At 57.7% G+C, this 24968-nt stretch carries 25 protein-coding genes; 8 read left to right on the top strand and 17 right to left on the bottom strand.

The features are described 5' to 3' along the window. Positions 1-30: 30 nt before the first annotated feature. Positions 31-381: a hypothetical protein gene (locus FQ705_RS19905; RefSeq protein ID WP_144143773.1), complete on the top strand. Its 351-nt coding sequence runs from the start codon at positions 31-33 to the stop codon at positions 379-381. Between the two features lie 358 nt (positions 382-739). On the opposite strand, the gene FQ705_RS19900 is transcribed toward FQ705_RS19905, so the two are convergent. The 13 genes from FQ705_RS19900 to FQ705_RS19840 form a co-directional block, all read right to left on the bottom strand. Beyond that, positions 740-1117: a hypothetical protein gene (locus FQ705_RS19900; RefSeq protein WP_144143772.1), complete on the bottom strand. Its 378-nt coding sequence runs from the start codon at positions 1115-1117 to the stop codon at positions 740-742. A 933-nt stretch (positions 1118-2050) separates the two neighbouring features. Next, on the bottom strand, positions 2051-2530 hold the full coding sequence (gene arsN2, locus FQ705_RS19890; RefSeq protein WP_144143770.1) for an arsenic resistance N-acetyltransferase ArsN2: 480 nt from the start codon (positions 2528-2530) through the stop codon (positions 2051-2053). 10 nt (positions 2531-2540) lie between these two features. Continuing rightward, positions 2541-3803, bottom strand: a complete 1263-nt coding sequence (locus tag FQ705_RS19885) for an MFS transporter (RefSeq protein ID WP_144143769.1) — start codon at positions 3801-3803, stop codon at positions 2541-2543. Then, positions 3772-4536, bottom strand: coding sequence for an arsenical resistance protein ArsH (arsH, locus tag FQ705_RS19880; RefSeq protein WP_144143768.1), 765 nt, complete (start codon positions 4534-4536; stop codon positions 3772-3774). Before arsH ends, FQ705_RS19885 begins: the two co-directional genes overlap by 32 nt. Beyond that, positions 4536-4958 carry an arsenate reductase (glutaredoxin) gene (arsC, locus tag FQ705_RS19875; RefSeq protein ID WP_144143767.1) on the bottom strand — a complete coding sequence of 141 codons (423 nt, stop codon included), beginning with the start codon at positions 4956-4958 and terminating at the stop codon, positions 4536-4538. The genes arsH and arsC overlap by 1 nt, the downstream gene beginning before the upstream one ends. Further along, positions 4955-6040, bottom strand: a complete 1086-nt coding sequence (arsB, locus tag FQ705_RS19870) for an ACR3 family arsenite efflux transporter (protein WP_144144344.1) — start codon at positions 6038-6040, stop codon at positions 4955-4957. Before arsB ends, arsC begins: the two co-directional genes overlap by 4 nt. Beyond that, positions 6027-6548 (bottom strand): arsenate reductase ArsC, encoded by a 522-nt coding sequence (locus FQ705_RS19865; protein ID WP_093647732.1) that lies wholly within the window; start codon positions 6546-6548, stop codon positions 6027-6029. Before FQ705_RS19865 ends, arsB begins: the two co-directional genes overlap by 14 nt. A gap of 27 nt (positions 6549-6575) precedes the next feature. Beyond that, on the bottom strand, positions 6576-7016 hold the full coding sequence (locus FQ705_RS19860; protein WP_144143766.1) for an ArsI/CadI family heavy metal resistance metalloenzyme: 441 nt from the start codon (positions 7014-7016) through the stop codon (positions 6576-6578). Continuing rightward, on the bottom strand, positions 7013-7345 hold the full coding sequence (locus tag FQ705_RS19855; protein ID WP_144144342.1) for an ArsR/SmtB family transcription factor: 333 nt from the start codon (positions 7343-7345) through the stop codon (positions 7013-7015). Before FQ705_RS19855 ends, FQ705_RS19860 begins: the two co-directional genes overlap by 4 nt. Before the next feature lie 591 nt (positions 7346-7936). After that, a complete protein-coding gene (locus FQ705_RS19850; protein ID WP_260854574.1) occupies positions 7937-9448 on the bottom strand; it encodes a DUF1254 domain-containing protein in 1512 nt (503 codons plus the stop codon). 39 nt (positions 9449-9487) lie between these two features. Then, a complete protein-coding gene (locus FQ705_RS34590; RefSeq protein ID WP_260854573.1) occupies positions 9488-10288 on the bottom strand; it encodes a DUF1214 domain-containing protein in 801 nt (266 codons plus the stop codon). Beyond that, positions 10285-10965 (bottom strand): DUF1254 domain-containing protein, encoded by a 681-nt coding sequence (locus FQ705_RS34585; RefSeq protein WP_260854572.1) that lies wholly within the window; start codon positions 10963-10965, stop codon positions 10285-10287. Before FQ705_RS34585 ends, FQ705_RS34590 begins: the two co-directional genes overlap by 4 nt. Before the next feature lie 45 nt (positions 10966-11010). Continuing rightward, on the bottom strand, positions 11011-11280 hold the full coding sequence (locus tag FQ705_RS19840; protein ID WP_144143764.1) for an H-NS family nucleoid-associated regulatory protein: 270 nt from the start codon (positions 11278-11280) through the stop codon (positions 11011-11013). 94 nt (positions 11281-11374) lie between these two features. Here FQ705_RS19840 and FQ705_RS19835 point away from each other — a divergent pair, with 94 nt between their 5' ends. The 6 genes from FQ705_RS19835 to FQ705_RS19810 all read left to right on the top strand — a co-directional run bounded on the left by FQ705_RS19835 (position 11375) and on the right by FQ705_RS19810 (position 17705). Then, positions 11375-12364, top strand: coding sequence for a helix-turn-helix domain-containing protein (locus tag FQ705_RS19835; protein ID WP_144143763.1), 990 nt, complete (start codon positions 11375-11377; stop codon positions 12362-12364). 101 nt (positions 12365-12465) lie between these two features. After that, complete coding sequence (locus tag FQ705_RS19830) at positions 12466-12801, top strand: hypothetical protein (protein WP_144143762.1); 336 nt, start codon at positions 12466-12468, stop codon at positions 12799-12801. Next, the gene (locus FQ705_RS19825) at positions 12798-13610 is read left to right on the top strand and encodes a transporter (RefSeq protein ID WP_260854571.1); all 813 of its coding nucleotides are present in this window, start codon (positions 12798-12800) and stop codon (positions 13608-13610) included. The genes FQ705_RS19830 and FQ705_RS19825 overlap by 4 nt, the downstream gene beginning before the upstream one ends. A gap of 174 nt (positions 13611-13784) precedes the next feature. Next, positions 13785-14546: a hypothetical protein gene (locus FQ705_RS19820; protein ID WP_144143761.1), complete on the top strand. Its 762-nt coding sequence runs from the start codon at positions 13785-13787 to the stop codon at positions 14544-14546. A gap of 208 nt (positions 14547-14754) precedes the next feature. Then, a complete protein-coding gene (locus FQ705_RS19815; RefSeq protein ID WP_260854570.1) occupies positions 14755-16113 on the top strand; it encodes a DUF1214 domain-containing protein in 1359 nt (452 codons plus the stop codon). Between the two features lie 65 nt (positions 16114-16178). Further along, positions 16179-17705 (top strand): DUF1254 domain-containing protein, encoded by a 1527-nt coding sequence (locus tag FQ705_RS19810; RefSeq protein ID WP_144143760.1) that lies wholly within the window; start codon positions 16179-16181, stop codon positions 17703-17705. A 529-nt stretch (positions 17706-18234) separates the two neighbouring features. On the opposite strand, the gene FQ705_RS19805 is transcribed toward FQ705_RS19810, so the two are convergent. From FQ705_RS19805 to FQ705_RS19790, 4 genes are all read right to left on the bottom strand, one after another. After that, positions 18235-18510 (bottom strand): hypothetical protein, encoded by a 276-nt coding sequence (locus FQ705_RS19805; protein ID WP_144143759.1) that lies wholly within the window; start codon positions 18508-18510, stop codon positions 18235-18237. 1 nt (position 18511) lies between these two features. Further along, the gene (locus FQ705_RS19800) at positions 18512-19624 is read right to left on the bottom strand and encodes a YcjF family protein (RefSeq protein WP_144143758.1); all 1113 of its coding nucleotides are present in this window, start codon (positions 19622-19624) and stop codon (positions 18512-18514) included. Between the two features lie 392 nt (positions 19625-20016). Continuing rightward, entirely contained in the window at positions 20017-20151 is a 135-nt protein-coding gene (locus FQ705_RS34580) for a hypothetical protein (RefSeq protein WP_260854569.1), read from the bottom strand. 76 nt (positions 20152-20227) lie between these two features. Next, the gene (locus FQ705_RS19790; protein ID WP_260854568.1) at positions 20228-21367 is read right to left on the bottom strand and encodes a helix-turn-helix transcriptional regulator; all 1140 of its coding nucleotides are present in this window, start codon (positions 21365-21367) and stop codon (positions 20228-20230) included. Between the two features lie 520 nt (positions 21368-21887). On the opposite strand from FQ705_RS19790, the gene FQ705_RS19785 reads away from it, so the two are divergent. Next, entirely contained in the window at positions 21888-24950 is a 3063-nt protein-coding gene (locus tag FQ705_RS19785; protein WP_144143756.1) for a BPTD_3080 family restriction endonuclease, read from the top strand. Positions 24951-24968: the final 18 nt, after the last annotated feature.

Below are 24968 nucleotides of genomic sequence, written 5' to 3'. Positions count from 1 at the left end.
CCGTCATCACTCAACACGAAAGAATCCAAAATGGACCGTGGCGCAATTTTGGGCGCGATGCCCAGCAACGAAGAATTCCAAGCCGCGCCGGACTACCAGAAGCAACGGATCGTCGCAGACCTTCTCAGGGCGATTCTTGATGCACTGAATCAAGAAGGCCGTGAGCTGGATCGCTGGGAAGGGCAGAACATCGCGCAGGCGATTGGCTTTCTTCTGGCACATTGGTATCACGCTGCGGCTGCCGCAGCAGTGATCGCGATGACGCCTTCTAACGAGCGCGGTAAACCTGAGACGTGGGGCAGGACCAATGACACAGTAACCGCTTGTGCGCTTCGGGACGCGCTCGAATACGCGGCAGGCAAGCCAGCAATGAACCGGTGACTAACACGAACAAAGTACGGGACCGTCACCCTGAACTTTTCCTAATAAGAGGATGCCAATGTGGAACATAGTCATCGCAGGATTACTCGCGACCATAGTCGTATTGTTGTTACTACCCCGGAAGGCGCGCTGCCCAATTGCAGGCTCGCAGCTCAAGATCAAAAATTGATGATGTCCTGCTCTGAATACTGCGCGCTGAGTGTTTGCGGCTTGTGTTCGGAGTGCGATACAAGGCCTCGATGCCCGCGCGCTTCACCGAGGCGCTGACGTGCTTGCGTACGACCCTGTCGCCTTCGTGACGCAGCAGGCGTCTGGCGGCGCTGAACGCCATGGTAAGGACTAGGGGGTCTTTTCAAAATCACGGGCAAGGGTAGATTTGTTGCGCCTTCAGCAAAATGGCGAGTGATAGCGGTGTGTCAGGCCGAAACGTGTCCGCACCGGCTCGGGCATAGTCGAGTAACCCTTCAAGCTCCCAGCCTGCTAGTTGTTTGTTCTTTTCCTTTATGCAATACAACTTCTTTTCATGGTGGAGTTCGAGCAGGGCATTGGCGCTATTGAATGAAGACGCGATGCCGGCAATGTAAATGTCCAAAAGATCTCCCTGCATTTTTACTTTAGGGCCACCCGACGTGTAGTGATCTCTATACTCGTTCCAAGTCTGCCAGGTATATTCGGCGTGCGCGATCGGCGCATAAAGGCTGAAGAGTGCCGCGATAGCGGCGACGGAGTTCTTCATATTGCTCCCTGAATCTCGTCTGAGTCCTGCCGCGCAAGCTCGAAAGACGAGAAGATCTGTACAACGTGCGACAAAAGTCAGCACTAGTTTTTCAACTTGGCGTCGGCCAGCGGACCCAGCCCGCGGACGCTGCCTTCTACGCTACTTTGCAGGAGGCTGACCCGAGGATAGGATCGTGCTCAACTTCGTGCCTCCGATGGATTCGCAATCCGTTGGTTTCGGTTCGGTCCACTGCACAGCGGTGCCACGCACTACCGGTCTGACCACGCGCCAGGGCCAGAAGCCAAAGCGCTGTGAACCGGTGTACTCGATAATTGCGTCCGCTCCGCGCATCTGTGCGTATTCGGCCAACTTGGGAAGGATGGCGGTGACACTGCCGTACGAATTCTTGCCGATACTCACATCCTTAATGATCTTGTATTTCTGACTGGCGGGCGGGAGATTTGCGAAAAAGCAAAAATCACCGAGTCCTCTAGGCTGGTCAACTGGTGGGTGCGGGGCATTGCCGGTTGCGTTCGGTTCTGGCTGAGACGCGGCGTCTGTCGGAGACCCAGTCGCATGCACCGTGGTTGCTGCTAGGCTCGTAGCAATTAATGCCGTAATCAAGGAAACTTCGATGCTTCGTATGGGGTTCATTGGATGATCTCGACGATGCGCGCGCCGGGCGGCGGGAGCTTTTATTATGTAATCGGATAGTAAGCGAAGGCAGCATTGTTGGCTACCCGAGCTTGGGGTTCGTTACGTCAGGCGACGACCTTGGGATACGGGATCGCCCAAGGCGCGTTGACCGAAACGAACGTCCCTTACGCGCCTGAAAGCTGCCCTCGAGGCAGCGCTCGTACAAACGACGGCAGTGGGTCGGGATATGCCGGTCGCCTTAGGCGGTCATCGGCCAAAAAGAGCCGTTGACGAACTGATGTCGCGTGGCGGAAATCAGCTCGATACCAGCCGTTCGACCGGGGTTGGCGAGGATCTCGGGAGAAGCCGCTTTCGCATGCACGTAGCCGTCGAAGGGCATAGAACTGCGAACTGCCTGCACGACCGCACTTCGCCGGGCACCTCATCGCGGCTTACCCGCTCATAGCCAGCTCGCTCAAAAAAACACTCGGCAGTCGTTGTCAGTAACCAGACTTCCTGTTGACCGAGTAAGCGTGCGTTGTCTTCGAGCCGTTCGACCAGTTCCCTTGCGACACCTGTCCCGCGCCATTCTGACTTGAGGGCGAGCGATCGCAAAAGAACGCTCGAACCAATCTGCTCAAGACCGCCGCTACCGACAATCGTTCCACTTGCATTTTCGGCGACTAGGAATCCTTCGATTAGCGTCGTCGAAACATCCTCTACAGGTAAGCCATGCTCGTTTAACAGGTTTCGGATCTCGCCCAGGTCGGCATCGTTGGCCTTTCTTATCTGCATGACTGTCTGCTCACTCGAAATTTGCCTGATGCTCGCCAAACTTTTTGCCAGAGGTGAAGCGTATGGCGAGGATGAACGCAACGGCCGAAACCAGCGACACCATAAGCACGGTCCATTCGACAGCTACATAGTTGCCGCTGGCCGTCCAGATCGCCGCAGCCGAGATCGGTGCGATGCCCTTGGCAATGTTTGAGGGCATCGATAGCAGTCCGCTCACGGCTCCATAACCTTCCGTCCACATCACGTCCTGGACGATCGTCCCGCGCAGGATGGTCATCATGCCGTTTGCGCCGCCGTAGACGACCGCGAACAGGATCAACAATGCCGGCGACGTCCCTGCGCACATGAGTACAAGGACCGACGCCGGAAACGCTGTTGTGATCACGACGCCGACAATCGACGGACGAACATTACGGCCAATCGTGAACCACAGCACGCGCGCGAGAACCTGCGCCGGACCGATGACGGCCATCGTGGTCAGGATCAGTGCTGGCGACACCCGCCGTTCCGCCATGAGCGGTACCAGGTGGAAGGTTAGCGTCGCAAATGTCGCATAGTAGGCTGTGAAGCACACAGCCAGCGCCCAGAATGTCGGCGTCCGTAGAGCGCGCCCGGTTGCCGCCGCATTGGTCGCCTTCAGCTCGGCCTTGTAGTCCCGATCGTCTTCGCGGGGCGCATCGCGACCGATTGCGAAGATATGGATGGGCAGGCAGATCGCGAGATTAAACCCGGCAAGCGCGAGAAGCGCGTCTCGCCATTGGAGACGATCGACCAGAACCTGCGTCAGTGGGATAAAGACAGTACTGGCGAAACCGGCTACCAGCGTGACCAACGTAATCTTTGTGCGAAAGCTGCGAGGAAAGTCCCGTGTGATCACTGCGAAAACCGGATCGTATAGCGTCGCGGCCAATGCGACACCGAGGCCGATCCAGACGACGAATAACGTTACGAGGCTATGTGCCTGCGACCACAGCGCCAACATCGCCGCGGCCAGCATGGTCCCACAGACCATGACCCGCCGGCCGTGGCCGTGATCGATCCACTTCCCGACCGGATAGGCCGCCAACCCTGAAATCAGCAGACCGACCGAGAGGGCCGCATTGGTCGCCGTCCGGCTCCATCCCATTGCACCTTCCATCGGTACAACAAAAAGAGAGAACGCGTAATAGATCGAACCCCAAGAGACGAGCTGCGCAATTGCGAGTGCCCATGTCGCAATAGCTCCCCTACCGCTGCCGCCGTCACTCCGTTTCGTTGTCGTCAGTGTCGGCATTGGCGCTCACTGTTTCCTGATTCATGGCGGCGGCTGCCAGTGTCGTTGCAAGCTCCGGGTGCGCTTCCTTCCGCTCACTGTACCGATCGGTCAGGTAGTCGGACCGATCACGCACCAGCAGCGTGAACTTGTACAGCTCTTCCATCACGTCGACGACGCGATCGTAATATGCGGATGGTTTCATCCGGCCGTCGGCGTCGAACTCCTGCCACGCTTTTGCCACTGACGACTGATTCGGGACGGTCACCATACGCATCCACCGGCCGAGAATGCGCAGCGCGTTCACTGCGTTAAACGATTGCGATCCGCCGCACACCTGCATCACCGCCAGCGTGCGGCCTTGCGTGGGGCGAACGCCGCCGCTTTCAAGCGGTAGCCAATCAATCTGGTTCTTGAATACTGCCGTGAGGGTTCCGTGACGTTCCGGGCTGCACCACACTTGCCCCTCTGACCACTCCGAGAGTTTGCGCAGTTCGACTACCTTCGGATGATCAGCCGGCACGCTGTCAACCAGTGGCAAGCCGTGCGGATCGAACACCCGTGTTTCCGCGCCAAAATGGCGCAGGATGCGTTCGGCTTCGAGCGTGAGAAGCCGGCTGTATGAGGTGGGGCGCAACGAGCCGAACAGCAGCAGGATTCGCGGAGCATGTAGCGGAACCGTGCGTGGTTCGAGCTTCTGCAGATCAGGCGTGTCGAGGTGCGGAGCGCTGACGTTCGGAATGTCCTGCGTCATTAGACAAGCCTCCTTCCTTCGCTATCGACAACCTGCTCCCCATCCTCTTTCGCGAAAGAGCCCTTCTGCGGGGCGGGCAGGATGTCGAGCACTACTTCGGAGGGGCGGCACAGGCGCACGCCAAGCGGCGTGGCGACAAACGGGCGGTTAATGAGGATTGGATGCTCCATCATTGCGTCGAGCAACTGCTCATCGCTCAACGATGGTTCCGCGAGGCCGAGTTTGGTGTAGGGCGTACCTTTTTCACGCAATGCGGCCCGCACTGTCAATCCGGCACGTGCAATCAGGTCCGTCAGTGTCTTCCTGTCAGGCGGCGACTTCAGATACTCGATTACGTCGGGCTCTATGCCGGCATTGCGGATCATTGCCAATGTATTGCGCGACGTGCCGCAATCCGGGTTGTGATAGATGGTGACGCTCATACCTGCTGTCCTTTAACGCTGGGTTTTGCTTCGTACCAGTGCTGCGAACGATTGACGACGCCGACCACCAGTAACATCACCGGCACTTCGATCAGCACACCGACCACCGTGGCAAGCGCGGCGCCGGAATGAAATCCAAACAGGCTGATTGCCGTGGCGACCGCCAATTCAAAGAAATTGCTGGCACCGATCAGACTGGACGGTCCTGCAACACAATGCGCGACGCCAAGCCGGCGATTGAGCAGATAGGCGAGGCCGGAATTGAAGAACACCTGAATCAGAATCGGCACCGCGAGCATCGCGATGACCAGCGGTTCCTTGACGATCGCCTGCCCCTGGAAAGCAAACAACAACACGAGAGTCGCGAGCAATGCACTGATCGAATAGGGACCGAGACGAGCAACCGCCTGCCGGAAATGCGCCTCGCCCCTGGTGAGCAGCTTCCGGCGCAGCATTTGCGCGAGGATAACTGGAATAACGATGTACAGGCCAACCGAGATGATCAGCGTATCCCACGGCACCGTGATGGCTGACAGGCCGAGCAGCAGTGCGACGAGTGGCGCAAAAGCGACGATCATAATGGAGTCGTTGAGCGCCACTTGCGATAGCGTGAAATACGGATCGCCCTTGCAGAGTTGCGACCATACAAACACCATCGCTGTGCAGGGGGCGGCGGCCAGCAGGATCAGCCCCGCGATATAGCTGTCAAGCTGGTCTGCGGGAAGCCACGGCGCGAATACGTGACGGATGAAGATCCAGCCGAGTAATGCCATCGAGAACGGTTTGACGAACCAATTCACGAACAGCGTGACGCCGATGCCGCGCCATTGGCTCTTAACCTGGGTCATCGCGGCAAAATCGATCTTGACCAGCATCGGAATGATCATCACCCAGATCAGCACGCCGACCGGAAGATTGACGTGCGCCACTTCCATGCGGCCGATCGCCTGGAAGACTTGAGGAAGTACCTGTCCGAACAGGATGCCTGCAACGATGCAGAGCGCGACCCAGACGGTCAGGTAACGCTCAAAAAATCCAATCGCTGGCCGTGCGTCGCCGATCGCTGTGTCAGTGCTGCTCATTTGATTCCTCTGCCGGCTTCTCGCCAATGGCGCGCATTTCTCGCTGAATCGCATTGCGATCCAGCACGTGCAGGGGCAGGTTCACGAACTGGCTCACGCGGTTCATGATCTGCCGGTAGACCTTGCTGAAGACCTTGCGCTTCTCGTCGTCGCTTCCCTCGAAAGCGGCCGGATCTTCGAAGCCCCAATGTGCGGTCATAGGGTGACCGGGCCAGATCGGGCAACCCTCGCCCGCGGCCTGGTCGCACACCGTGATGACGAAATCCATGTGAGGGGCGTCATGCGCAGCAAACTCATCCCAGCTCTTGCTACGCAGCTCCGCGGTGTTGTATCCCAGCGCTTCGCACCGCTCGATGGCGAACGGGTTCACGACCCCGGAAGGGTGACTACCCGCGCTATACGCCTGAAACTTGCCCTTTCCCAGCACGTTGAATAGCGCTTCGGCCATGACGCTGCGCGAGCTGTTGCCCGTGCAGAGAATGAGAATCGAGTACGGTTTGTCGCTCACGGGAGGCTCCGGAAGGTCACGATGGGTTTAATGAGCCGGCGTGCAGCATGCGGCCGACGATTGAGGATGTGTTTGCGTTTGCTCGCGCGAGTGGCCGTAGACCGGCGCGGCTTCGAGTGTTCGAAACGTTTCCCATGCGACGCCTTGTGGATCAATCGTCCATGCCTTGTCCGACCGCGCATAGCAGCAGGTCGTCTCCGTCTGGGCTTGTACCGGCAGTTCAGCAGCGGCGAAGTGCGCATTCATTTCGGCTAGTTCCGCATCGGTTTCGACCTGAATGCCGATGTGATCGACACCTGGTTTTGCACCACGCTGCGAAATCGCAAAGTTGACGGCCGGGTTTGTCAGCTCCCACTTGCAGTAATCGCGTTTGAGGACGGTGGGCTCTGCGTTGCCGAACATCGCGCGGTAGAACCGGACGCTTTCGCTCAGGTTTTCGACCGCGACATGGATGTGCATGCGCTTCATGGTTTGTCTCCGCAACAGTTGGGGAGATCGCTCGCGGCACAGGTCGCACCGGCGCAGCAGTTCTCCGTCAGGAAACCGATCAGATCCGTCATGGCGTCGAAATTCGCCGTGTAGATGATGAAACGCCCTTCTTGTCGCGGCTTCACCAGCTCTGCATGTGACAGATCCTTCAGGTGAAACGACAGGCTGGAAGGGGAAAGCCCAAGCTGCTGTGCGATTTCCCCCGCAGCCAGGCCTTCCGGACCAGCGACAACGAGCAGGCGGAAGATCGCGAGGCGCGATTCGTGAGCGAGCGCGCTCAGGGCGCGTACAACAAGGTTTGAGTCCATGCCCAAACAATAGATTATTCATTTCTATATTTCAAGTATTATTGAAATGAAGATGATGCTAACGCGGTGGCACTCGATATGCGAGCGGACAATCAGAGGTTCAGCGGCTGCAGTCACGCACAAATCGGCCACTCAGCCAGCCGACGCGTGTGTCGCCGTGGGGTCGCTTTATGCCCTCTGCATGAGAGGTGGCGCCCGAGGCGATCATCGCGCTCGTTCGTCGGGCGCTAGCCGGCCACGAGCCGCCGTTCGAGGTCGCCATTCAATTTGAATAGCGAAGGTCTAGTCCGTCCCCGCTCAATGGCCGGTTTCCGGAGAGCAAATTGCCGGTGGCACCGCCTCAACCCGGCCACTAACGCCCAGTCGGCCCACGTTTGCGAATGACCGGTTATGGAGGGCTCACTGCCCTTCGAACCCGTTCGGACGGCGAGCATCGGCTTCCGGATTTGCACGGTTGCAACCGCATGCGCGCGACGCATAGCGGACTCAGCCTGCCCCGTCGCTGTGACACCACGTGCCTCGACAAAGCGTCGAGCGCATCGCGAGTTGCGGCTCCAGACGCAACTCGCCGAAGCCGCGAAGCCGCGCTTCCTACTTAATCCTCTCAATATCACTCGGCTTCCAGCTCCCGTCGATCGCGGGTTGCGTCGGCGCGTAAAGACGCAGAATCGCGAAGAAGCCGCGCCCGGGCACCGTGGCGAGCCAGTTGCCTTCTTCGGCCTTTGGCGCCTTCGGGCCGACGTACAGCGTCGTGCTTCCGTCCGCATTCTGTTTGGGATGGTTGAGCTTGCCGAGCGACGGGAACGGTTGCCCGTTATCGAGTCCGGACGCGTTCGACGCGTCGTATAACGTGACCGACCAGAACAGCGCGGCCGGGATGTCCGGCGGCAACGTCACCTTATAAGTTTGTCCACCGACCAGTGGCTGACCATCGCCATCGTTGAACGCGATCATGTAAAACGCGCCTTTGCCGGGGGTCATGGACACCATGCCCGGACTGATCGAGTAGTAATCCGTAAAGAACCAGACTCGCGCATCCAGGTCGCGGTAGCCGCCGCTATTTGAGGTGAAGCCCAGATCGTTGACGGCGCTCGGCCAACGCGACGAGACGTTGTTGACCGGGTTCATCCATTGCCTGTCCTTGTACACACGAATGTCATTGTCGCCTTGCAGGCCAATCACACGACTCGTCTTGTAGCCTGTCTTTGCGGCATCGTCCAAAATCTTCCGGGCGTGGGCGTCCGGTTCGAACGGTTTATCTTTCCTGATGCCGAGGCCAGCGAGCATGCCCATCCAGTCGGGATCGGCAAGATTGCTGCCTTCCGTATCCACCAGATACTTCAAATCCCTGAAGGCGCTCGCGTCGCTTCGCGGCAGCATGTTGTGCGGCGAACCCGACGCATCGAAGAATTTCATCTTTTCCGCAGAGTCCTTCTTGCCCAGTGGATACAAAACGGATTGCTTGAGCAAATCCACTGCCGGAGTGATGTTGTCCAGCGACTGATAGAACGAGCGCAGGAAAATGAAAATATTGTTGGTCCCCGAACGGTACACGTAGTAGCCCGAAGGCACCTCGCCCGAATAACCGGGCGGAAGGATCAGGAACTTGCCGCCCGCCCCACCGTCCGGGCCTGGTAGCCCAACGTCGCCAAAATACGAAGTACCGTTAACCTGTGGCCCGGGGATTGGGCGTTGCCACATATCGAGGAGAATCCCCTGCAGCTTCGGCGGCGCTTCGAAGACGAGGGGGCCCGTATCCGCAAGGTTGACGAACGCCATGCCGTAGATCAGATCGGAGTTGGGCGTGGTGATGAGGGTTTTCGCATCCAGCCGTTTGGCCCAGATCGCCATCGTGCTGTAGCCCGTGCCGTAGGCCTGCGCGAAACCGTCGCGCATACCCATTGTGTTAAGCAGTGGCATGGCCCACAGATAGGTCTGCGTTGCTCGCTGGAACAGCAGTTCGTCTGTCAGAGCCCTGGCCGTCTCCGGCGTCGGACGACCCTGAACGAAAGCGCTATTCGTCAGCGCGTCGAAACGGCTCGTCTGCGCGTACGCAAGAAGCGGAAACGTTGACGCGACGAGCAGTGCAATCAGCGTGTGCAAACTTGCAGATTTCTTCGGCATGATTTCTCCGGACGCGGATTAGTTGACCTTCTCGGCTGACGGCGGCGTCCACTTGCCCTCCAGCACCTCTGCCTTGGGCCAGTAGGTACGCTGATACAGCGAGAAGTCGCCTTTCGGTGCCGGTATCCAGTTCGATTCCTTGTCCGGACCAGGCGACTCATTCTGCACGTAAAGGGTCAGTGAGCCGTTGGCGTTGTGCCTCAGACTCTTGTTCTTCGTGCCAAGCGAATAGCGGTTAAGCGAATTGGGCTCGAAAAGGTGATGCTCGTTATAGACCGTAAGCGACCAGAAGCCGTTGACTGGCGGCAGCTTCTTATAGGTCACCGTATAGTGGTTCGCACCGTTGAGCCGGCCGCCCTTGCCGTCGACATCCAGGTAAAAGTATCGCGTCTCTTCTGGGCGATTGACGTACATGTTCGAACGCGAAACGGCCGTGCGCGTCGCGTAGTCGTATCCAAAACGACCTCCGTTGGGTGCTGTCGTCCAGCCATTGCCCACCGGAATCCCGTTGTTACTGAATTCGAACAGCGGCCCGACAAGATTCTTCTCGGCATCGACAGCGACCTGCATCAGCTCGTCCTTGATGGCAGGGTCTTTCGCCGCCGCATCCAGAACTGACTTCATCTGCGCATACAGCGCTTCCTCGCCCGGCAACGGCGGCACTTCGCGCAGGACGTCGGGCAGTTCGTCAAAGAACGTTTCCGGATCAACCCATTTCGTCTCGCCTTCGCCCTGCTGCGCCGGGGCCGGGAACGTCGGTACCTTCGCCCAGTCCTTGGTCTGTGCCTTGCCCGTGTATTTGCTGAGCGGATAGATCATGATCCTGTCGAGTACAGGCTGTATTGCTTGCGATCCTCGTCGGTATCGTCCATGAAGATGCGGGGCGCCATGCCGATCAGATCCGTCGGCGAATGGAACACCCTGGTGATGCCTTTTGGAATGGTGCCCTTCCAGTTCGGGCCGACCACCATGTAGATCCCCGGCCGGGTCCCGTATTGCTTACCGAGGCCGCCGAAACTATTGCTGCGCGCATCATAGAAGGCGTACACCCAGAACCGTTTGCCGAAATCCGGCACCTGAATGATGACCGGATCCTTATCCACGGCCGCAAAGCCGAAGCCGTAGACCACGTCCTGATTCGGGCAGGTGACGAAGCGCTCCTCAGGCGCAATGTAGTCCGTCAGCATCGTGATGTAGCCAGTTGGCGCGACAGGCAGGATGCCGCCGAGCCGACCGGGCTCCGGCGACTTGTTGAATGTGGCGCGCCGGTGACGTGCGTTGATCAGCGGCCAGCCCCAGAGATACGCCATCCGCCCAACTGTGGCCACATAGTCTTTCGTCATGACGATGCCCGCCGTTGGCGGGCTGACATCTGTGCTCGCCGGGATCGGCATGGTTTGCTGGGCGTGTGCGAAACCAGGTGTACTGGCTACCAGCAACGCGATAACACCGCGTCCCAATGTTTTTGTTGCGCTGCGCGAAACGTTGACGCTCACTATTTTCTCCCTGGATTTTGGCTCATGGTCGTCGGCGCTGTGCATTCAGTCGACACGAAATTGCTCTCGATCCTTTCCTCTGATCCAGTTGGGCGGACGCCCCATTCCATTCCAGGTTTCGCCCGTTTCGAGATTGCGATACCTTACGAGATCCGATAAATCCGGGCCGAAGAGCTGGTCCGGGGTGATACCGTAAACGCGGATCTTGCGCCGCATGTCGCTGATAATCTGGCGCAGTTCCTGGCGGCGCAACTGCTCCGCTTCGGCCTCCAGGGCACGAATGCGTTCCTTGATTTGACGGTAGTTTTCAGCCATGAATTTGGCCTCGACTTCGTGGCGTACAACTTAAGATAGCGATGTCCCGGGGTGGGCGTTATCCAAAAAGCGAAATCTTTGCGGAGAATTTTCCATGTCATTTGAGTCAACCTATTTGCGGCACACCTATTCGGGCTTTGAGCCGGCGCAGGCCTTCAATGTCGTCTATGGCGGAAGTTTTGAGCACCGTCTTCTCTCTTCGAAGTGCGCGACCATGGTGCATCAACGTCTGACGTTCGGTGAGATCAGGCTGGAAACCGGCTGCTACGACTTTCCGGTGATTGCCCGGGGCAGCATGCCACGCGATTCAATATGCATAGGCTTCATGGCAGAAGGCGGTGACGTTACCCGGTACAACACCGTTTCTATCGGTGAGGAAGATATTCAGATCTACCCCGTAGGTGTGGAGCTTCTTTATCATGCCTCGGCGTCATCTCGCTGGATCAACTTCACAATTCCGGAAGAGCGCCTTCAGGAAACAGCGGTGGCCCGAACAGGGCGACCGCTGGAATTGCCAGGCCGCTTCGCTAGTTCAGTGCGCCTTCGAGCCGGCGGCCGCGCTGCTCTCACATGCCTGGCCGACGATGCAATGGGAATCGCAAGATCGCTGGAACCCACGGGCGGCATCGCCGCCGAACTGGCGACCGAAATGTGTCAGTCGATGACGGCTGGATACGTCGATGCGCTGGCCGCTGCGCCGCCTGCGTGCAAGTCAGACGGGTCGGTCACCGAACAACGCCATCATCATCTGATCCTCGCATGCGAGCGGCTGGTCATGTCTGATGAGGCCGATATAACGCTTTCGGAGATTGCCCAACGAAGCGGATACAGTCTGCGCGCTCTCCAGCTGATTTTTCGCCGCAGCGTGGGCATGACACCGGGCCGATGGTTTCTGAACGCCCGACTGAACGGCGCATTGCGCGACCTGCTGGTCGCGGGGCCGACTTGTACCGTTGCCGACGTCGCGTTCCGATGGGGTTTTCGCCATATGTCGCGGTTCTCGGAGCAGTATCGCAAGGTCTTTGGTGAATTGCCGGGCAGGACTTTAAGCCGCTCTCGTGATCGGCACGAGTTTGTCCGCTAAAGCGTCATCGCGACGTCAAGACAGTCAAAAGGTGGTTGACCGTCTCGAACCGGCATGAGCGGCGATCGTTTCGCAACGATTTCGCTTTTCGGATACCGCCTTTGACAGCTTCGAACTACGTTACCTCTGGACAGGCAGCATTGGTGAAGGCGAGGCGATACCGTCAGAGCCAACCGGGCCGCAATCGCGCGGAACCACAGCGGGTCGACGAGGCGAAGATCATGAGTAAATTCAGGGAAAAGATCGGGCATGAATTCATCAAGGTGCTTCCGCCCACGATTTTCTTTTTTGTCATTCTGCACATCGTCGCCCTCATCCGTGCGCTCATGATTCGTGGCACGGGCGTGTCGCTAGCCTCCAACACCGCCGTCGGGTCGCACCCAAACCGCCTCGAAAATGCACGGGAAGCGTACTCGCTGCGAGAGAGATGCAAATGATGCTATTCGGTTGGCCAGGAAAAAGATCGGGGTGCTTCGCCGCGGCGCTGGTTGCGTCCATGCCCGCGTACTCTCAAAGTGATTCGGATCTCGCCAAGCAACTGAGCAATCCGGTTGCAGCATTGATCAGCGTTCCGTTTCAGTTCAACTACGATGGCAACATTGGGCCGAATCGGGACGGCAATAAATACCTGATGAATTTTCAGCCCGTTGTCCCTTTTCGCCTGAACGACAACTGGAATCTTATTTCGCGCACCATCGTTCCGGTGGTTTCGCAAAGCAATATCGCCCCGGGATCCGGTTCACAAACCGGGTTAGGTGACGTCGTTCAGAGTTTTTTCTTTTCGCCTTCGAAACCGACAGCAAACGGACTCATCTGGGGCGTAGGCCCTGCGCTTCTATTGCCAACCGACACTGACCGGCAGCTCGGAGCCGAAAAATGGGGCGCCGGACCTACAGCGGTTCTGCTCTGGCAGGCGAATGGCTGGACCTACGGTGCGCTCGCCAATCATATCTGGTCGTTTGCAGGTGACGGCAACCGGTCGGGCGTCAGCTCGACATTCCTGCAGCCCTTTCTCAACTACACAACGAAGGATGCGTGGACTTTCGGCCTGAATACGGAATCAACCTATGACTGGAATCGTCACCAATGGTCGACCCCGATCAATGCGACTGTCAGCAAACTGCTCAAGTTTGGGAAACAGCCAGTCAGTATAGGTGGGGGCGTGCGCTACTGGGCGGCCAGTCCCGATTCCGCGCCTCATGGATGGGGTGCACGTTTCGTGGTTACCTTGCTCTTTCCCAAATGAGGCCGCGATCCCCGCATGCAGTTGGCAAGAGCTTCTGTGTCGCCTGAACACAATACGAGGCGTTTTTGATGGGCAAAGTTTTCCCACAATGATGGGGCGAAGGCAACGATACCCATCGCTGCCGGCTGCCTGGAGTCTGAACATCCAGACTAGCATTCTCAGCGGAGACATCGCATGGCTGCATTCGTTGATCATCCAGCAATCCTCTTTGTGGTGCTGCTTGCGGTTTTTGTCGCCGCGTCGGCCTTGGGTGCCTTTGTGTCAAGGCACATTGCCCCACTTCCCGACGATGCACGGGAAGACTTTAATGTAGTCCAGACGTCCACGCTGACGTTGCTCGCGCTGCTTATCGGCTTCAGTCTCTCGATGGCCGTGAACCGCTACGACCAGCGCAAAAATCTTGAGGAAAATGAAGCGAACGCGATCGGCACAGAATACGTGAGGGCGGATCTTATTGACGCGCAGACGCGCATAGCAATGAAGGCCGCTCTGGTCCGGTATACGCAGCTAAGACTCGACGACTATAAGACGCGAGATTCAAACGACCTGGCGCGCATTAACCGCGATACCGCAGGGCTTCAGTCCGAATTATGGCGCCTGGCCGCTCAGGTCGCCGGAGACAAGCCGACCCCTGTCGCGGCCATCGTCGCCACCGGGATGAACGACGTGCTTAACTCGCAAGACTATTCCGAGGCCGCACGGATTAACCATATTCCCATTGGCGCCTGGATCCTGATGATTCTTATCGCGGTGTTCGGTTGTGCCGTGCAGGGCTACGGCGCGAAGGGAGGTGCACGCAGAGGACTGTTCACGATCCTTCCCGTGACAGTCGCGCTCTCGCAAGCTCTCATAGCTGATATTGACAGCCCGAGAGGTGGAATCATCCACGTCCAGCCTCAGAATCTCTCGAGACTTCTCCAATCGTTGCAGAAGTAAGTTAGTCAGAATATCGACACCAAACATCTCTCTCCCGCTCCCGCGATATCGCAAAGCGGTCCGTTTCATTGAACTTGAAAGATCGTCAGTATGCACAGCGCTACGTGGCCTGTCGCAAGAAATACGGCGTGATGTTTATCGACAGGTAACAGTCAGACGTGGGCTTTCCCACGCGATGCATATTCAATTCAATTAGCTGGAGAACAACATGAAAATGTCGAAGTGGATTTTTTCCTGTATCGCGGCTGCTTCAATTGCGTTGGGCATCGTTGCCTGCGGTTCGTCCGGTAAAGCGCCAGAAAAAGGTGCGATCGCAAGCGGCGCTGTCCCGACGGATGACCAGATCGTGTCCGCGTGGGACTATCTTTACGGACGCTACCTGGTGTTGCAGCAGGAAAATCACGACATCAACGTCGAGAAAGTCGGCTATAACAGGATCAAATACAATCCGCTCGGTTCGGCCCAGTTTGTGAATCCGAACCTCGATGTCGCCTATCTTGAGGCATGGCTCGCAGCGGACAATAACCACGCCGTTATCCTCAACGTGCCCCGGGTCACGGGTCGTTACTACACGGCCCAATTGCTCGACGGTTGGGGCGAGGTCATCACCAATATCAATGAACGAACCTACCCCGACCATCCGTACGGAAAGTTCGCGCTGGTGATCAAAGGCACCAATCCCCCAGTGCCGGCTGATGCCATCAAGATTGAGCTCCCTTCTCCCAAAGCGAAGTTGCTGGCACGGGTAGAACTTAAGGGTTCTCCAAAAACTGCAGCGCGGTTGCAGCATGAGTTCACTGTAGACGCCTCACCCGAAATCAGAATTGATCCGCCCTTTGCCGTGCCGACGTTTACTCCAGCGACCCCGATCCGTGTGGAAATTTTTGACCGCGTAAGCGAAGTGCTTGCTACCTGTCCGGACCCCATGCCGAAGGCGCCGGAATTTCAGGCAATGGCAAGCAACGTTGCCCGCTACGTGAAGAGTAGCGATGCGGCCCGGACGCGGGTCGACGACCTGATCAGGACGAGGGCGATTCCTGAGTTCTTTGCGGGGACCAAGGGCTTCGGTACGCAGAAGGGCGGCTGGTCCGTCAGTTATGTGGTGGGAAAGTTTGGCAACGACGTGATGGCACGTGACATTATCAATTACGGTGGCCTCTGGGCGAATGTCACCAGCGAGGCAATCTATTTTGTGGGCCAGAAAGACGGCGATGGGCAGCTACTTGATGGCAGCCGAACATATGAAATCCGGTTTCCGAAAGGCGGAAGGCCGGATGCACATGTTGACGGCTTCTGGTCGGTCACGCTGTACAGCGTGCCTGACTATCGCGTGGTGCCAAATCCAATACACCGCTATAACCTGAATAACGTGTCCCATCTGAAGGCGAATGCGGACGGTAGCACCAGCATCTGGTTGGCACCTAAGCGGCCGCAGCATGTACCGCAAAGCAATTGGCTGCCCACGCCTGCGGGAAAAGGATTCTCGCTGAATTTCCGCGCGTATGTACCGAAGCAGGAAGTCCTGCACGGGGAATGGTTTCCGCCGGCCATTACGACGGTGCAATAAACCAACGCACTGCTTTTTCGCAAAGTGACACTATCGAGGCAACGACTTTAACCGCGAGGCTGACTATGTCCGATCGGAACGATGTGAATTCCACCCGTAGGCTCCTGACCTTGCTGGGCGGGGCGCTCCCGCTTGCTTACGCATCTCTCTCTGTGGCGCCACAAACGGCCGTAGCGGCTGAAACCAAAGGCAAGCAGGATAATCGCGGGCGTTCATCAGCGCACACGGCTATGGCGGAAACGCAACCGCCTGCCGGGATAAACATGCCCCCCGGCTACGCGCAGACGATCGCCCGTATGGCCTATGTATGGGGCTGGCCGCTCGTCAATATGGTCAACCGGTACACCTCTTTCACCCAGGCGCCGAAGCCGGGTCTGCTAAATGGCGTGGTGCCGGTTGCTCCGAGCGGCCAGGTGGGCATGCTGTCTCATTATGTCGATCCGGCCGAGACGTTTGTGACCTGTCCGAATCAGGATGTGGTTTACGGCCTCGGGTTCTTCTCGCTCGACGACGAACCGGTCGTTGCGCAGGTACCGGATTTCGGTGACCGGTTCTGGGTTTACGCGCTGTATGACGCGCGTACCAACCAGTTCGGTCATCTCGGAAAGCCCTATAAAACACGGCGCGGCTTCTATCTGCTCGTCGGGCCAAACTGGAAAGGGTCCAAGCCGGCCGGAATCACCGAGATCGTCCGCAGTCCGACGGCGCTTGCTAACGCGATTCCACGAATTTTCATGAATGACACTGCGGAGGATCGCAAAGCCATTCAGTCCGAGGTCGACCAGGTCGTTTTCTATCCGCTGAAGGACTTCGACGGACATATGAAAACAATCGACTGGAGCGAAGCGCCGACGTTGCCCGGGCCTGAGTCAAACGGCGAGGAGACAAAATGGGTCGTCCCTGAAAAGTTCTTTGACGTGTTCAGCCACGTGCTCGAATCGGTGCCTCCACTACCCGGTGAGGAAGCGCTCTACGCGCAATTCAGGTCGCTGATGGAAGTGGCGAGCCGTGACCCGGACATCCAGAAATTACTGGTCTCGACCGCCGTCGACACCGAGCGTGATGTTATCCAGCCTTTCTTCCAATGGCGGTATAACGGGCTGCCAGCCGGCAACGGATGGAATCGATCGACCAACAACGCACAGACGGGTCTCGACTACTTTGACCGTACGGGAACCGCCAAATCGAACATGTTCGACAATCGTCCCACCGAAACGCAGTATTTTTATACGGATAACGACGCAAATGGCGAAGCCCTTAACGGTGCGAATACCTACGAGGTCGTTTTTGCGAAAGGAGAGGAGCCGCCCGTTAACGGATTCTGGTCAATGACGCTCTACAACGACAAACATCTCTTTCATCCGAATTACCTCAAACGTTATTCGCTCGGCACCAAGAACGCGGATCTGAAGCGCAATGCGGACGGCTCGCTCACACTTTACGCCAGCGCGAGGTCGCCAGGCGTCGAGCGGGAGTCGAACTGGGTACCGGCGCCGGAAGGGGTGTTTTCGTTATATATCAGAGCCTACTGGGGGAAAGAGCCGATTCTCGATGGCTCATGGAAACCGCCGCAGATTCGCAAGGCGGTCTAATGAGGGAACGGCCGCTTTCGACGGAGCTGGAGACTTTCGCAAAAGCTCGACGACTGACCCCTCAGGGTCGATTTCGGTCTGCGAGACTAACGAGACGTTCCGCGCTTTCGGTCGAAGAACGTCATAGCAAACAGTTTGTCATCCCCCGCGCAATCTCGGCACCGGATTAGCGCTTGCCAAGTAGTTCTCCACGAGGAGGGATTTTGGAGCCGAACCGCTGCTCAGGCCGTCCGCCACATCCGCCGCTTTAGCTAGCTAAGCTTACACTCATAGGCTGCACCGCCCCCCCTTAAACCTATGACCAGCGGGGCTTCCAGCCATATAGGAGGCTTTCATGCGAGGACAGTTTGCTTCCGATCCCAAACCCCAAAACCGATCTCACCGAAAACGCTCAAGGCTTGCCGCCGGCATGAGCCAGTCATCTGGCCGAGCCGGAATATGGTGCCGCGCCGATACTGGCGGCATTTTTTTTGCCACCCGAGCGTGTCATCGGTCCGTCACGGGCCAGTTTCGGTCTGAGCCCCTCCACTTAGGTCCAGGCCTGCTCAATGCCAAGCTGAAGGACTTCCATAGCGGCATGCGGGACGAAGCGCGCATCAGCAACGACATGATGAACGAGTGGCGCGGCCAGTGGGAACTGCCATCGGTCTCCCCGGTTATCGGGGTCGGCCAGCACATGAATGCCGCCTGCATGGGCGGCATTTTTTTCAATAATTCGCTCGATCAACGTATCGGTGAACAGATATATGGATCGTCCAAGCCCCGCAGCCAAGCGGACAGGCTCCTCGCACAGTCCGGTGGCCACTTCATATCTTCACTCTCGCCTTTAGTGCCTTCGTAATCATCGCTATATCGATCTCTTCGCCAGGATGGGCCAGGCAAAATTCGTACAAAACGGCGATGTAGGCATTGCCCAGACTCTTGGTAATTAGAGCGGCCGTTGTCGCAGCAATTGTGCCGCCTACAACGGTGCCAGCTCCGGGAATCATCTTCAGAAGACCGGACACGAGTGTACGTCCTATCAGTGTCGCTGCGGATGCCCCTAGCACCGAGGTAACGAGTGTAGTCAAGGTTGCAGTGCTGAGTTCCATCCCAAAAGTGACGCCAACCTTGGCAATCATTGTGATCTGGATCGGAACAAGCAGCGCCGCGTCTGAGAACGGAATAGGTACCGCGGCCGCAGTCGCAGCCAGGCCTGCGGCGATGCTCACTTCGTTCTCAGCTTGATGCTTTTTTTCATCCAGAGCCCTCCTGTTCCGCGTCGACAATGCGTTCGCATAAGCGCGCTTTTGCGCCTCCGGTATTAGTCGCGATGTCGCATCGATCAGAGCGTCCAAACCAGTTGGCGGCAGGGTGGCATCGAGCTCCTCGATCCGCTCGGGGAGAGCCCGAACGCAGACCGTACTCGAAGCTCTAGACAAGAGGCCGTTCACCTCCTTAAGGAATTTTTCGTTCTTTCGCGATTTCGTTAGTACCGCGACCACCGGAATACCTGCGGCCGCAATCATGTTGCATAGCTCGACTTCAGCGTCCTCTACACGATCGCTGCCTTCCTGGATACAAAGCCATGCAATATGAATATGCCTGTTTTGGTCTTCCGACGAAGATCGCTCCTGTATCAAGGTATCGAGTTCGTCTCTCGTCCTCGCATAATCAGCTACCTCCAGCCCTTTCGTATCGATGATGGTGAGCGGGTGGCCAGGCTTTGTGATCTCGACAATTTTTTGTGTAACCGGCTTACCAGAACCAGTTTTCGCGAATTCGCCGCGAAAAACTGTGTTGATCAACGTACTCTTTCCTACACCAGTCTTCCCAACCGTCACGACGTTGACTTTGCCCAGTCCTTTGGTTGCGGCACCTATGGCTTCCTCGATGGCATCGTGAAGTTGAGTGTGCTTGTCAGCGTCAGAAGTGATCATCCCATTTTCCCCGAAGAATTAGTTTTCTCAAATGCTGCGAAATTACCAACGTGCCCTTTAAAGTAGGACACTACCCGCGAACGATAAAATTTACAAAGATGCATGCGTCCGGTTGTCTTCGGACTGCACTCCAATCTACCTAACTCGGCTGTAAAACCACTCGATGAGATTGGGCCGCGAACGAACCAACGCGTGTGCACCACACCGAGGGCAGTGCGAACGGGTATCTATGTCAAGTACCAAGGCGTCGCTACGCGGGGCAAAAGTATGCTTCCAACCGCATTGACTACATTTCAACGTAAAAGGCGCTGGGCGCACGGGCATATAGCCTCTGGTAGCTTTTCGACATACTTGGCGGGTCACTTCAAGCCCGCCGTCCCATACAGGTCGACTTATTCGTGCCGCGCGTCGGCCTTCACCGAATCGACGTACACGCCAACCGCCGCAGTTCCCACCACAGCTGCAACAAACACAATCGCGAACGCGGCCAGATGTTGCAGAGGGGAAAAATTGCAATTCGTGAACATGACTTCTCCTGTCAGAAGGATCAATAGGACAGCAGCGACGCGCTGCCCTATCAAGATAGTCACTTCGTGAGACAGATCATGTCCGAATACCCTTGGCCGACTCCTGGCACCTCGATGCCTGCTGCTCTTCATAAAGCGCAGAGGTTGCCCTGGCCTCCGCAGCCAGTTCCGCCCGCAGGCTCGCCGGGCACAACACCTCGACGTTCGGCCCGAACGCCCTCAGCCACCAACGCAGTCGCTGACTCAACAGCACAGTGCCGCGCACCTCAAGCGAGTCGCCATTCTGGACAGCTTGCTGGTCGTCAGACAGCGGCGCTTCGAGTAAATGGTTCCCTGCTCCGTTCCTGAAACGCAACTTCAGATCGATTTCCCCTTCGACCATGAAGTCGAACTGTCGTTGTGCCCGCACGTATTCCGAAAGCTTGAACCCACGTGGATAGGTGAACGACTCGGGCAACATACTCGCGCGTGTGAGACGGTCGAGTCGGTACATCGCCGGTTTCGGATACCGCAGCATCGCAGCCACGAGATAGACCAAGCCGCCGACCTCGACCAAGCCGAGCGGGTGAACGACCTTCGCTTCGTCGTTGTCGATTTTAGTACGCGGCTGGTAAACGATTTCAAGTTGCTGCTCGCAAAAAAGCGCCTGCGAAACTACAGCGAAAACGTCGGAGTCAATCTCCGGGTGTTGCAGCACAAAGTTACCTGTCTCGACCTCGACCTTGTCAATCCATTTGCGGTAGCGCCGCTCATGCTCGGTGTTGACAGCCGCCAGCCGCTTACCCGCCAGATCGAACAGCGGTGCGAGCGTTTCGGCCACCAGTGTCGGAATCCGCCAGGTCGAAAAGCGACGTAGCGTTTGGAGAGCAAGCGCCTCGTCGTGCGTCATCACGCCCGCCGCTTTGGCAGCAAGACCACTTGCGCCCGCAACCTTCCGCCAATACTTGGCTCGCCCGCGCTGCTCCACCACGACCAGCCCGCATCCGAGCAAGTCTTCCAGCCTGCGCTGCACAGTCTTCACGACGGGGGGATCAAGCTGCATGACGCTGAGCTTGCGATGTACATCGGGAGTGGAAAGCGGTTCTTCGTCTCTACCAGCATCGGGCAGAACCTGCAAAATTTCTCGATCCAGCATATCGGGGAAGGGAATCCGGAGAAACGGTCGATTGGCGATCTTTCTTTTAACGGCCAACTGACTCAGTTCTTGAGCTTGCATGTTCGACGTTTTGGTGGCCCAAGGCAGACCTCCACCAATGAAGAGGGGTTTGGAACCGAACAGCTGACCAGGCCACCCGCTATGCGACTTCTGCAAATTGCCTCCGCCGACGCTGCGATGACCACACCGCATGCCCTGCACGAATCGCCGGGCTCGCGTGCATGAGATATCTGGTGGCCCTGCACGAGGCTGTCATTGCGACGACAGATCACTTCCGGTTCCAAACCCTGAGGCCGAGTCTACTGGCGATGAAGGCTATCCGCCCGACCTCGACGTTCCGAACGTGTACGCCCGCGCCACGGACGACCATGGGCGCACGAAGACTCAGCAGTTCCCGTCAATGCGGATCGCCGCCGTATACCGCGCGATTCGATGCAGGGCCTTACGGAGCCCCGCCGGCCCGGACGTACATTGTTAGATCACTTCAATGGAAAAAATAAGACTGAGTCACCGATACATTTACAATTGGCGATCCTAGCCCTAGAGAAGGGCTTTTTGTGCTGGATCAGGTTATCAAAAAATGAGCGACCAGTTCTTTGACGGACCCATTCTCAACTCCCCGTACAAGTATCCGGCCCTGCACTGGGAACTGGATGCCACCGGCCAGCCAACTCAGAGGGTCATCGAAAGCCGCCGCCGTGCGGACTTCATCACCCCGATCCCGAAGCCACGCAAGGCCAAGGGCACTCAAACCAGCTTACTCTTTGACGAAGGCAAGGGCCTGTCCACCAGCGAACAGGCATACGACCATACTGCCGTCATTAACTCTGTCCGCCAAGAGGTAGATGCATGGCGAAAGCTGCCGCCATCGCAATGGAAGGTGACGCCTGAAACGGCCCGCCTGTTGGAGCACTGGCGTAACCACGAGTTTGCCAGTGTGCGCCCCTTCTTCTGCCAGGTCGAGGCGGCCGAAACCGCGATCTGGCTGACCGAAGTCGCGCCAACAGGCAAAAGCGGCGAACGCTTCCTCGACCATCTGAAGAAAGCCAACCTCAACGCCAACCCTGGCCTGATGCGATTGGCATTGAAGCTGGCCACCGGCACAGGCAAAACGACGGTGATGGCGATGCTGATTGCGTGGCAAACCGTGAATGCTGTACGCCATCCGCAGAGCAGAAAATTCACGCGCGGCTTTCTGCTTGTTGCGCCGGGCTTGACCATCCGCGATCGTCTGCGCGTGCTGCTGCCCAACGACCCGGACAGCTACTACGCCAGCCGCGAGCTCGTGCCGCGAGACATGCTGCCCGATCTGGATAGAGCCAAGATAGTCATCACTAACTACCATGCTTTCAAGTTGCGCGAACGCGTAGAACTGTCCAAGGGTGGTCGTCGCTTGCTGCAGGGCCGTACCGGCGTGGAGCTGGACACCCAGGAAACGGAAGGCCAGATGCTCCAACGCGTCATGCCCGATCTGATGGGGATGAAAAGCATCCTCGCCATCAATGACGAGGCCCACCACTGCTACCGCGAAAAGCCAGCAAATGAGAGTGACGAAGACATCGCTACCGAGGACAAGGCCGAGGCCGAGGAAAACAACAAAGCGGCGCGGCTGTGGATTTCCGGCTTGGAAGCGGTAAACCGCAAGCTGGGCCTGCAACAGGTGATCGACCTCTCGGCCACGCCGTTCTTCCTTGCGGGCTCCGGCTATGCCGAAGGCACGCTGTTTCCTTGGACGATGAGCGATTTCTCGCTGATGGACGCCATCGAATGCGGCATCGTCAAGTTGCCGCGCGTGCCGGTGGCCGACAATATCCCCGGCGCAGACATGCCCATCTACCGTGAGTTGTGGAAGCACATCGGCAAGGAGATGCCGAAGAAGGGCCGCGGCAAGAACGCCCAGCTCGATCCACACGCCATCCCCGTGGAACTGCAGACCGCGCTTGAAGCGCTGTATGGCCACTACGTCAAGACCTATGAAGCCTGGAAACAGGCTGGCATCAGGGTGCCACCGTGCTTCATTGTGGTGTGTAACAACACCGCCACATCGAAGCTGGTGTTCGACTACATTGCCGGCTTCGAGCGCCAGAACGCCGACGGTAGCGCAAGTTATCACGCCGGCCGTCTGGAACTGTTTCGTAACTTCGATGAACACGGCAATCCGTTCGGCCGCCCGAACACCTTGCTGATCGACAGCGAGCAACTCGAATCCGGGGAAGCACTGGACGACAACTTCCGTGGCATGGCCAGCGATGAAATCGAGCGATTCCGCCGAGAGATCATCGAGCGCACCGGTGATCGTACACGCGCCGAGGCCATCACTGACCAGGACTTGCTGCGCGAAGTGATGAACACCGTCGGTAAGGAAGGTCGCCTCGGCGAATCCATCCGCTGCGTGGTATCGGTGTCCATGCTCACCGAAGGCTGGGATACCAATACCGTTACCCACATTCTCGGCGTGCGAGCCTTCGGTACCCAGTTGCTGTGCGAGCAGGTGATTGGTCGTGCGCTGCGCCGCCAGTCCTATGAGTTGAACGAACATGGCCTGTTTGACGTCGAATACGCCGACGTGTTCGGCATCCCATTCGATTTCACTGCCAAGCCCGTGATCCCGCCGCCGCCTAGACCGCGCGAAACCATCGTGGTCAAGGCACTGCGACCGGAACGCGACGCGCTGGAAATCGAATTCCCGCGCGTGCAGGGTTACCGCGTCGAGCTGCCGGAAGACCAATTGGAAGCGGAATTTAACGATGATCACACCTTGTCCCTGACGCCCGATTTGGTCGGGCCTTCGGAGACGAGGAACGCGGGTATCATTGGCGAAGCAGTGGACTTGAACCTTAAGCACCTTGGCGACGTGCGTCAGTCCACGCTGCTGATGGAGCTGACCAAACACCTGTTATTCCAGCACTGGCGCGAACCCGGGCAGGATGCGCCGATCAACCTGTTTGGCCAGCTCAAGCGCATCACTCGCCAATGGCTGGATACCTGTCTGGAATGCAAAGGTGGTACCTATCCGGCACAACTGATGTATCGCGAGCTGGCAGACATGGCTTGCGAACGGATCACCAAGGGCATCACAACCCGAGAGCTGGCCAAAGGTCGCCAGGTCAAGGCCATCCTCGACCCGTTTAACCCGACCGGCAGCACCGCGCATGTGCGCTTCAACACCTCACGTGATACCCGTTGGGAGACCCTTGGCCCGCCGCCTAAGAACCAGATCAACTGGGTGATCCTGGACAGCGGGTGGGAAGCCGAGTTTTGCCGCGTGGCCGAATCGCACCCTAAGGTGATCGCCTATACCAAGAACCACAACTTGGGTCTCGAAGTTCCTTACCGCTTTGGCTCGCAAAACCGGATCTACATCCCGGACTTCGTCGTCAAGGTCGATGACGGGCACGGCCCAGACGATCCGCTCAATCTGGTCGTGGAGATCAAGGGCTATCGGCGCGAAGATGCGAAAGAGAAGAAATCCACGATGGACACCTATTGGATTCCCGGCGTGAACCACCTCGGTTCGCATGGCCGCTGGGCTTTCACCGAATTTGGCGACGTGTATGAAATGCAGGAAGACTTCGCCGACAAGGTACAAGTGGAGTTCGAGAGGATGCTGCTTGCAGCAACCGAAGCCGCTGTCGAGTCGTAGCCCCCACGAAAACCTGTC

The sequence above is a fragment of the Paraburkholderia sp. BCC1884 genome, assembly GCF_900996225.1.
Lineage (GTDB): Bacteria > Pseudomonadota > Gammaproteobacteria > Burkholderiales > Burkholderiaceae > Paraburkholderia.
This window is presented reverse-complemented; position numbering and strand designations above follow the sequence as displayed.

Coding starts and splice junctions, on each gene's coding strand:
- FQ705_RS19855 (WP_144144342.1), bottom strand. CDS start 7,345: ATGGACTCAAACCTTGTTGTACGCGCCCTGAGCGCGCTCGCTCACGAA.
- FQ705_RS19885 (WP_144143769.1), bottom strand. CDS start 3,803: ATGCCGACACTGACGACAACGAAACGGAGTGACGGCGGCAGCGGTAGG.
- FQ705_RS19860 (WP_144143766.1), bottom strand. CDS start 7,016: ATGAAGCGCATGCACATCCATGTCGCGGTCGAAAACCTGAGCGAAAGC.
- FQ705_RS19790 (WP_260854568.1), bottom strand. CDS start 21,367: ATGCAAGCTCAAGAACTGAGTCAGTTGGCCGTTAAAAGAAAGATCGCC.
- FQ705_RS19840 (WP_144143764.1), bottom strand. CDS start 11,280: ATGGCTGAAAACTACCGTCAAATCAAGGAACGCATTCGTGCCCTGGAG.
- FQ705_RS19835 (WP_144143763.1), top strand. CDS start 11,375: ATGTCATTTGAGTCAACCTATTTGCGGCACACCTATTCGGGCTTTGAG.
- arsH (WP_144143768.1), bottom strand. CDS start 4,536: ATGACGCAGGACATTCCGAACGTCAGCGCTCCGCACCTCGACACGCCT.
- FQ705_RS19810 (WP_144143760.1), top strand. CDS start 16,179: ATGTCCGATCGGAACGATGTGAATTCCACCCGTAGGCTCCTGACCTTG.
- FQ705_RS19905 (WP_144143773.1), top strand. CDS start 31: ATGGACCGTGGCGCAATTTTGGGCGCGATGCCCAGCAACGAAGAATTC.
- arsN2 (WP_144143770.1), bottom strand. CDS start 2,530: ATGCAGATAAGAAAGGCCAACGATGCCGACCTGGGCGAGATCCGAAAC.
- arsB (WP_144144344.1), bottom strand. CDS start 6,040: ATGAGCAGCACTGACACAGCGATCGGCGACGCACGGCCAGCGATTGGA.
- FQ705_RS19900 (WP_144143772.1), bottom strand. CDS start 1,117: ATGAAGAACTCCGTCGCCGCTATCGCGGCACTCTTCAGCCTTTATGCG.
- FQ705_RS19800 (WP_144143758.1), bottom strand. CDS start 19,624: ATGATCACTTCTGACGCTGACAAGCACACTCAACTTCACGATGCCATC.
- FQ705_RS19820 (WP_144143761.1), top strand. CDS start 13,785: ATGGCTGCATTCGTTGATCATCCAGCAATCCTCTTTGTGGTGCTGCTT.
- arsC (WP_144143767.1), bottom strand. CDS start 4,958: ATGAGCGTCACCATCTATCACAACCCGGATTGCGGCACGTCGCGCAAT.
- FQ705_RS19785 (WP_144143756.1), top strand. CDS start 21,888: ATGAGCGACCAGTTCTTTGACGGACCCATTCTCAACTCCCCGTACAAG.
- FQ705_RS34590 (WP_260854573.1), bottom strand. CDS start 10,288: ATGATCTATCCGCTCAGCAAATACACGGGCAAGGCACAGACCAAGGAC.
- FQ705_RS34580 (WP_260854569.1), bottom strand. CDS start 20,151: ATGTTCACGAATTGCAATTTTTCCCCTCTGCAACATCTGGCCGCGTTC.
- FQ705_RS19825 (WP_260854571.1), top strand. CDS start 12,798: ATGATGCTATTCGGTTGGCCAGGAAAAAGATCGGGGTGCTTCGCCGCG.
- FQ705_RS19815 (WP_260854570.1), top strand. CDS start 14,755: ATGAAAATGTCGAAGTGGATTTTTTCCTGTATCGCGGCTGCTTCAATT.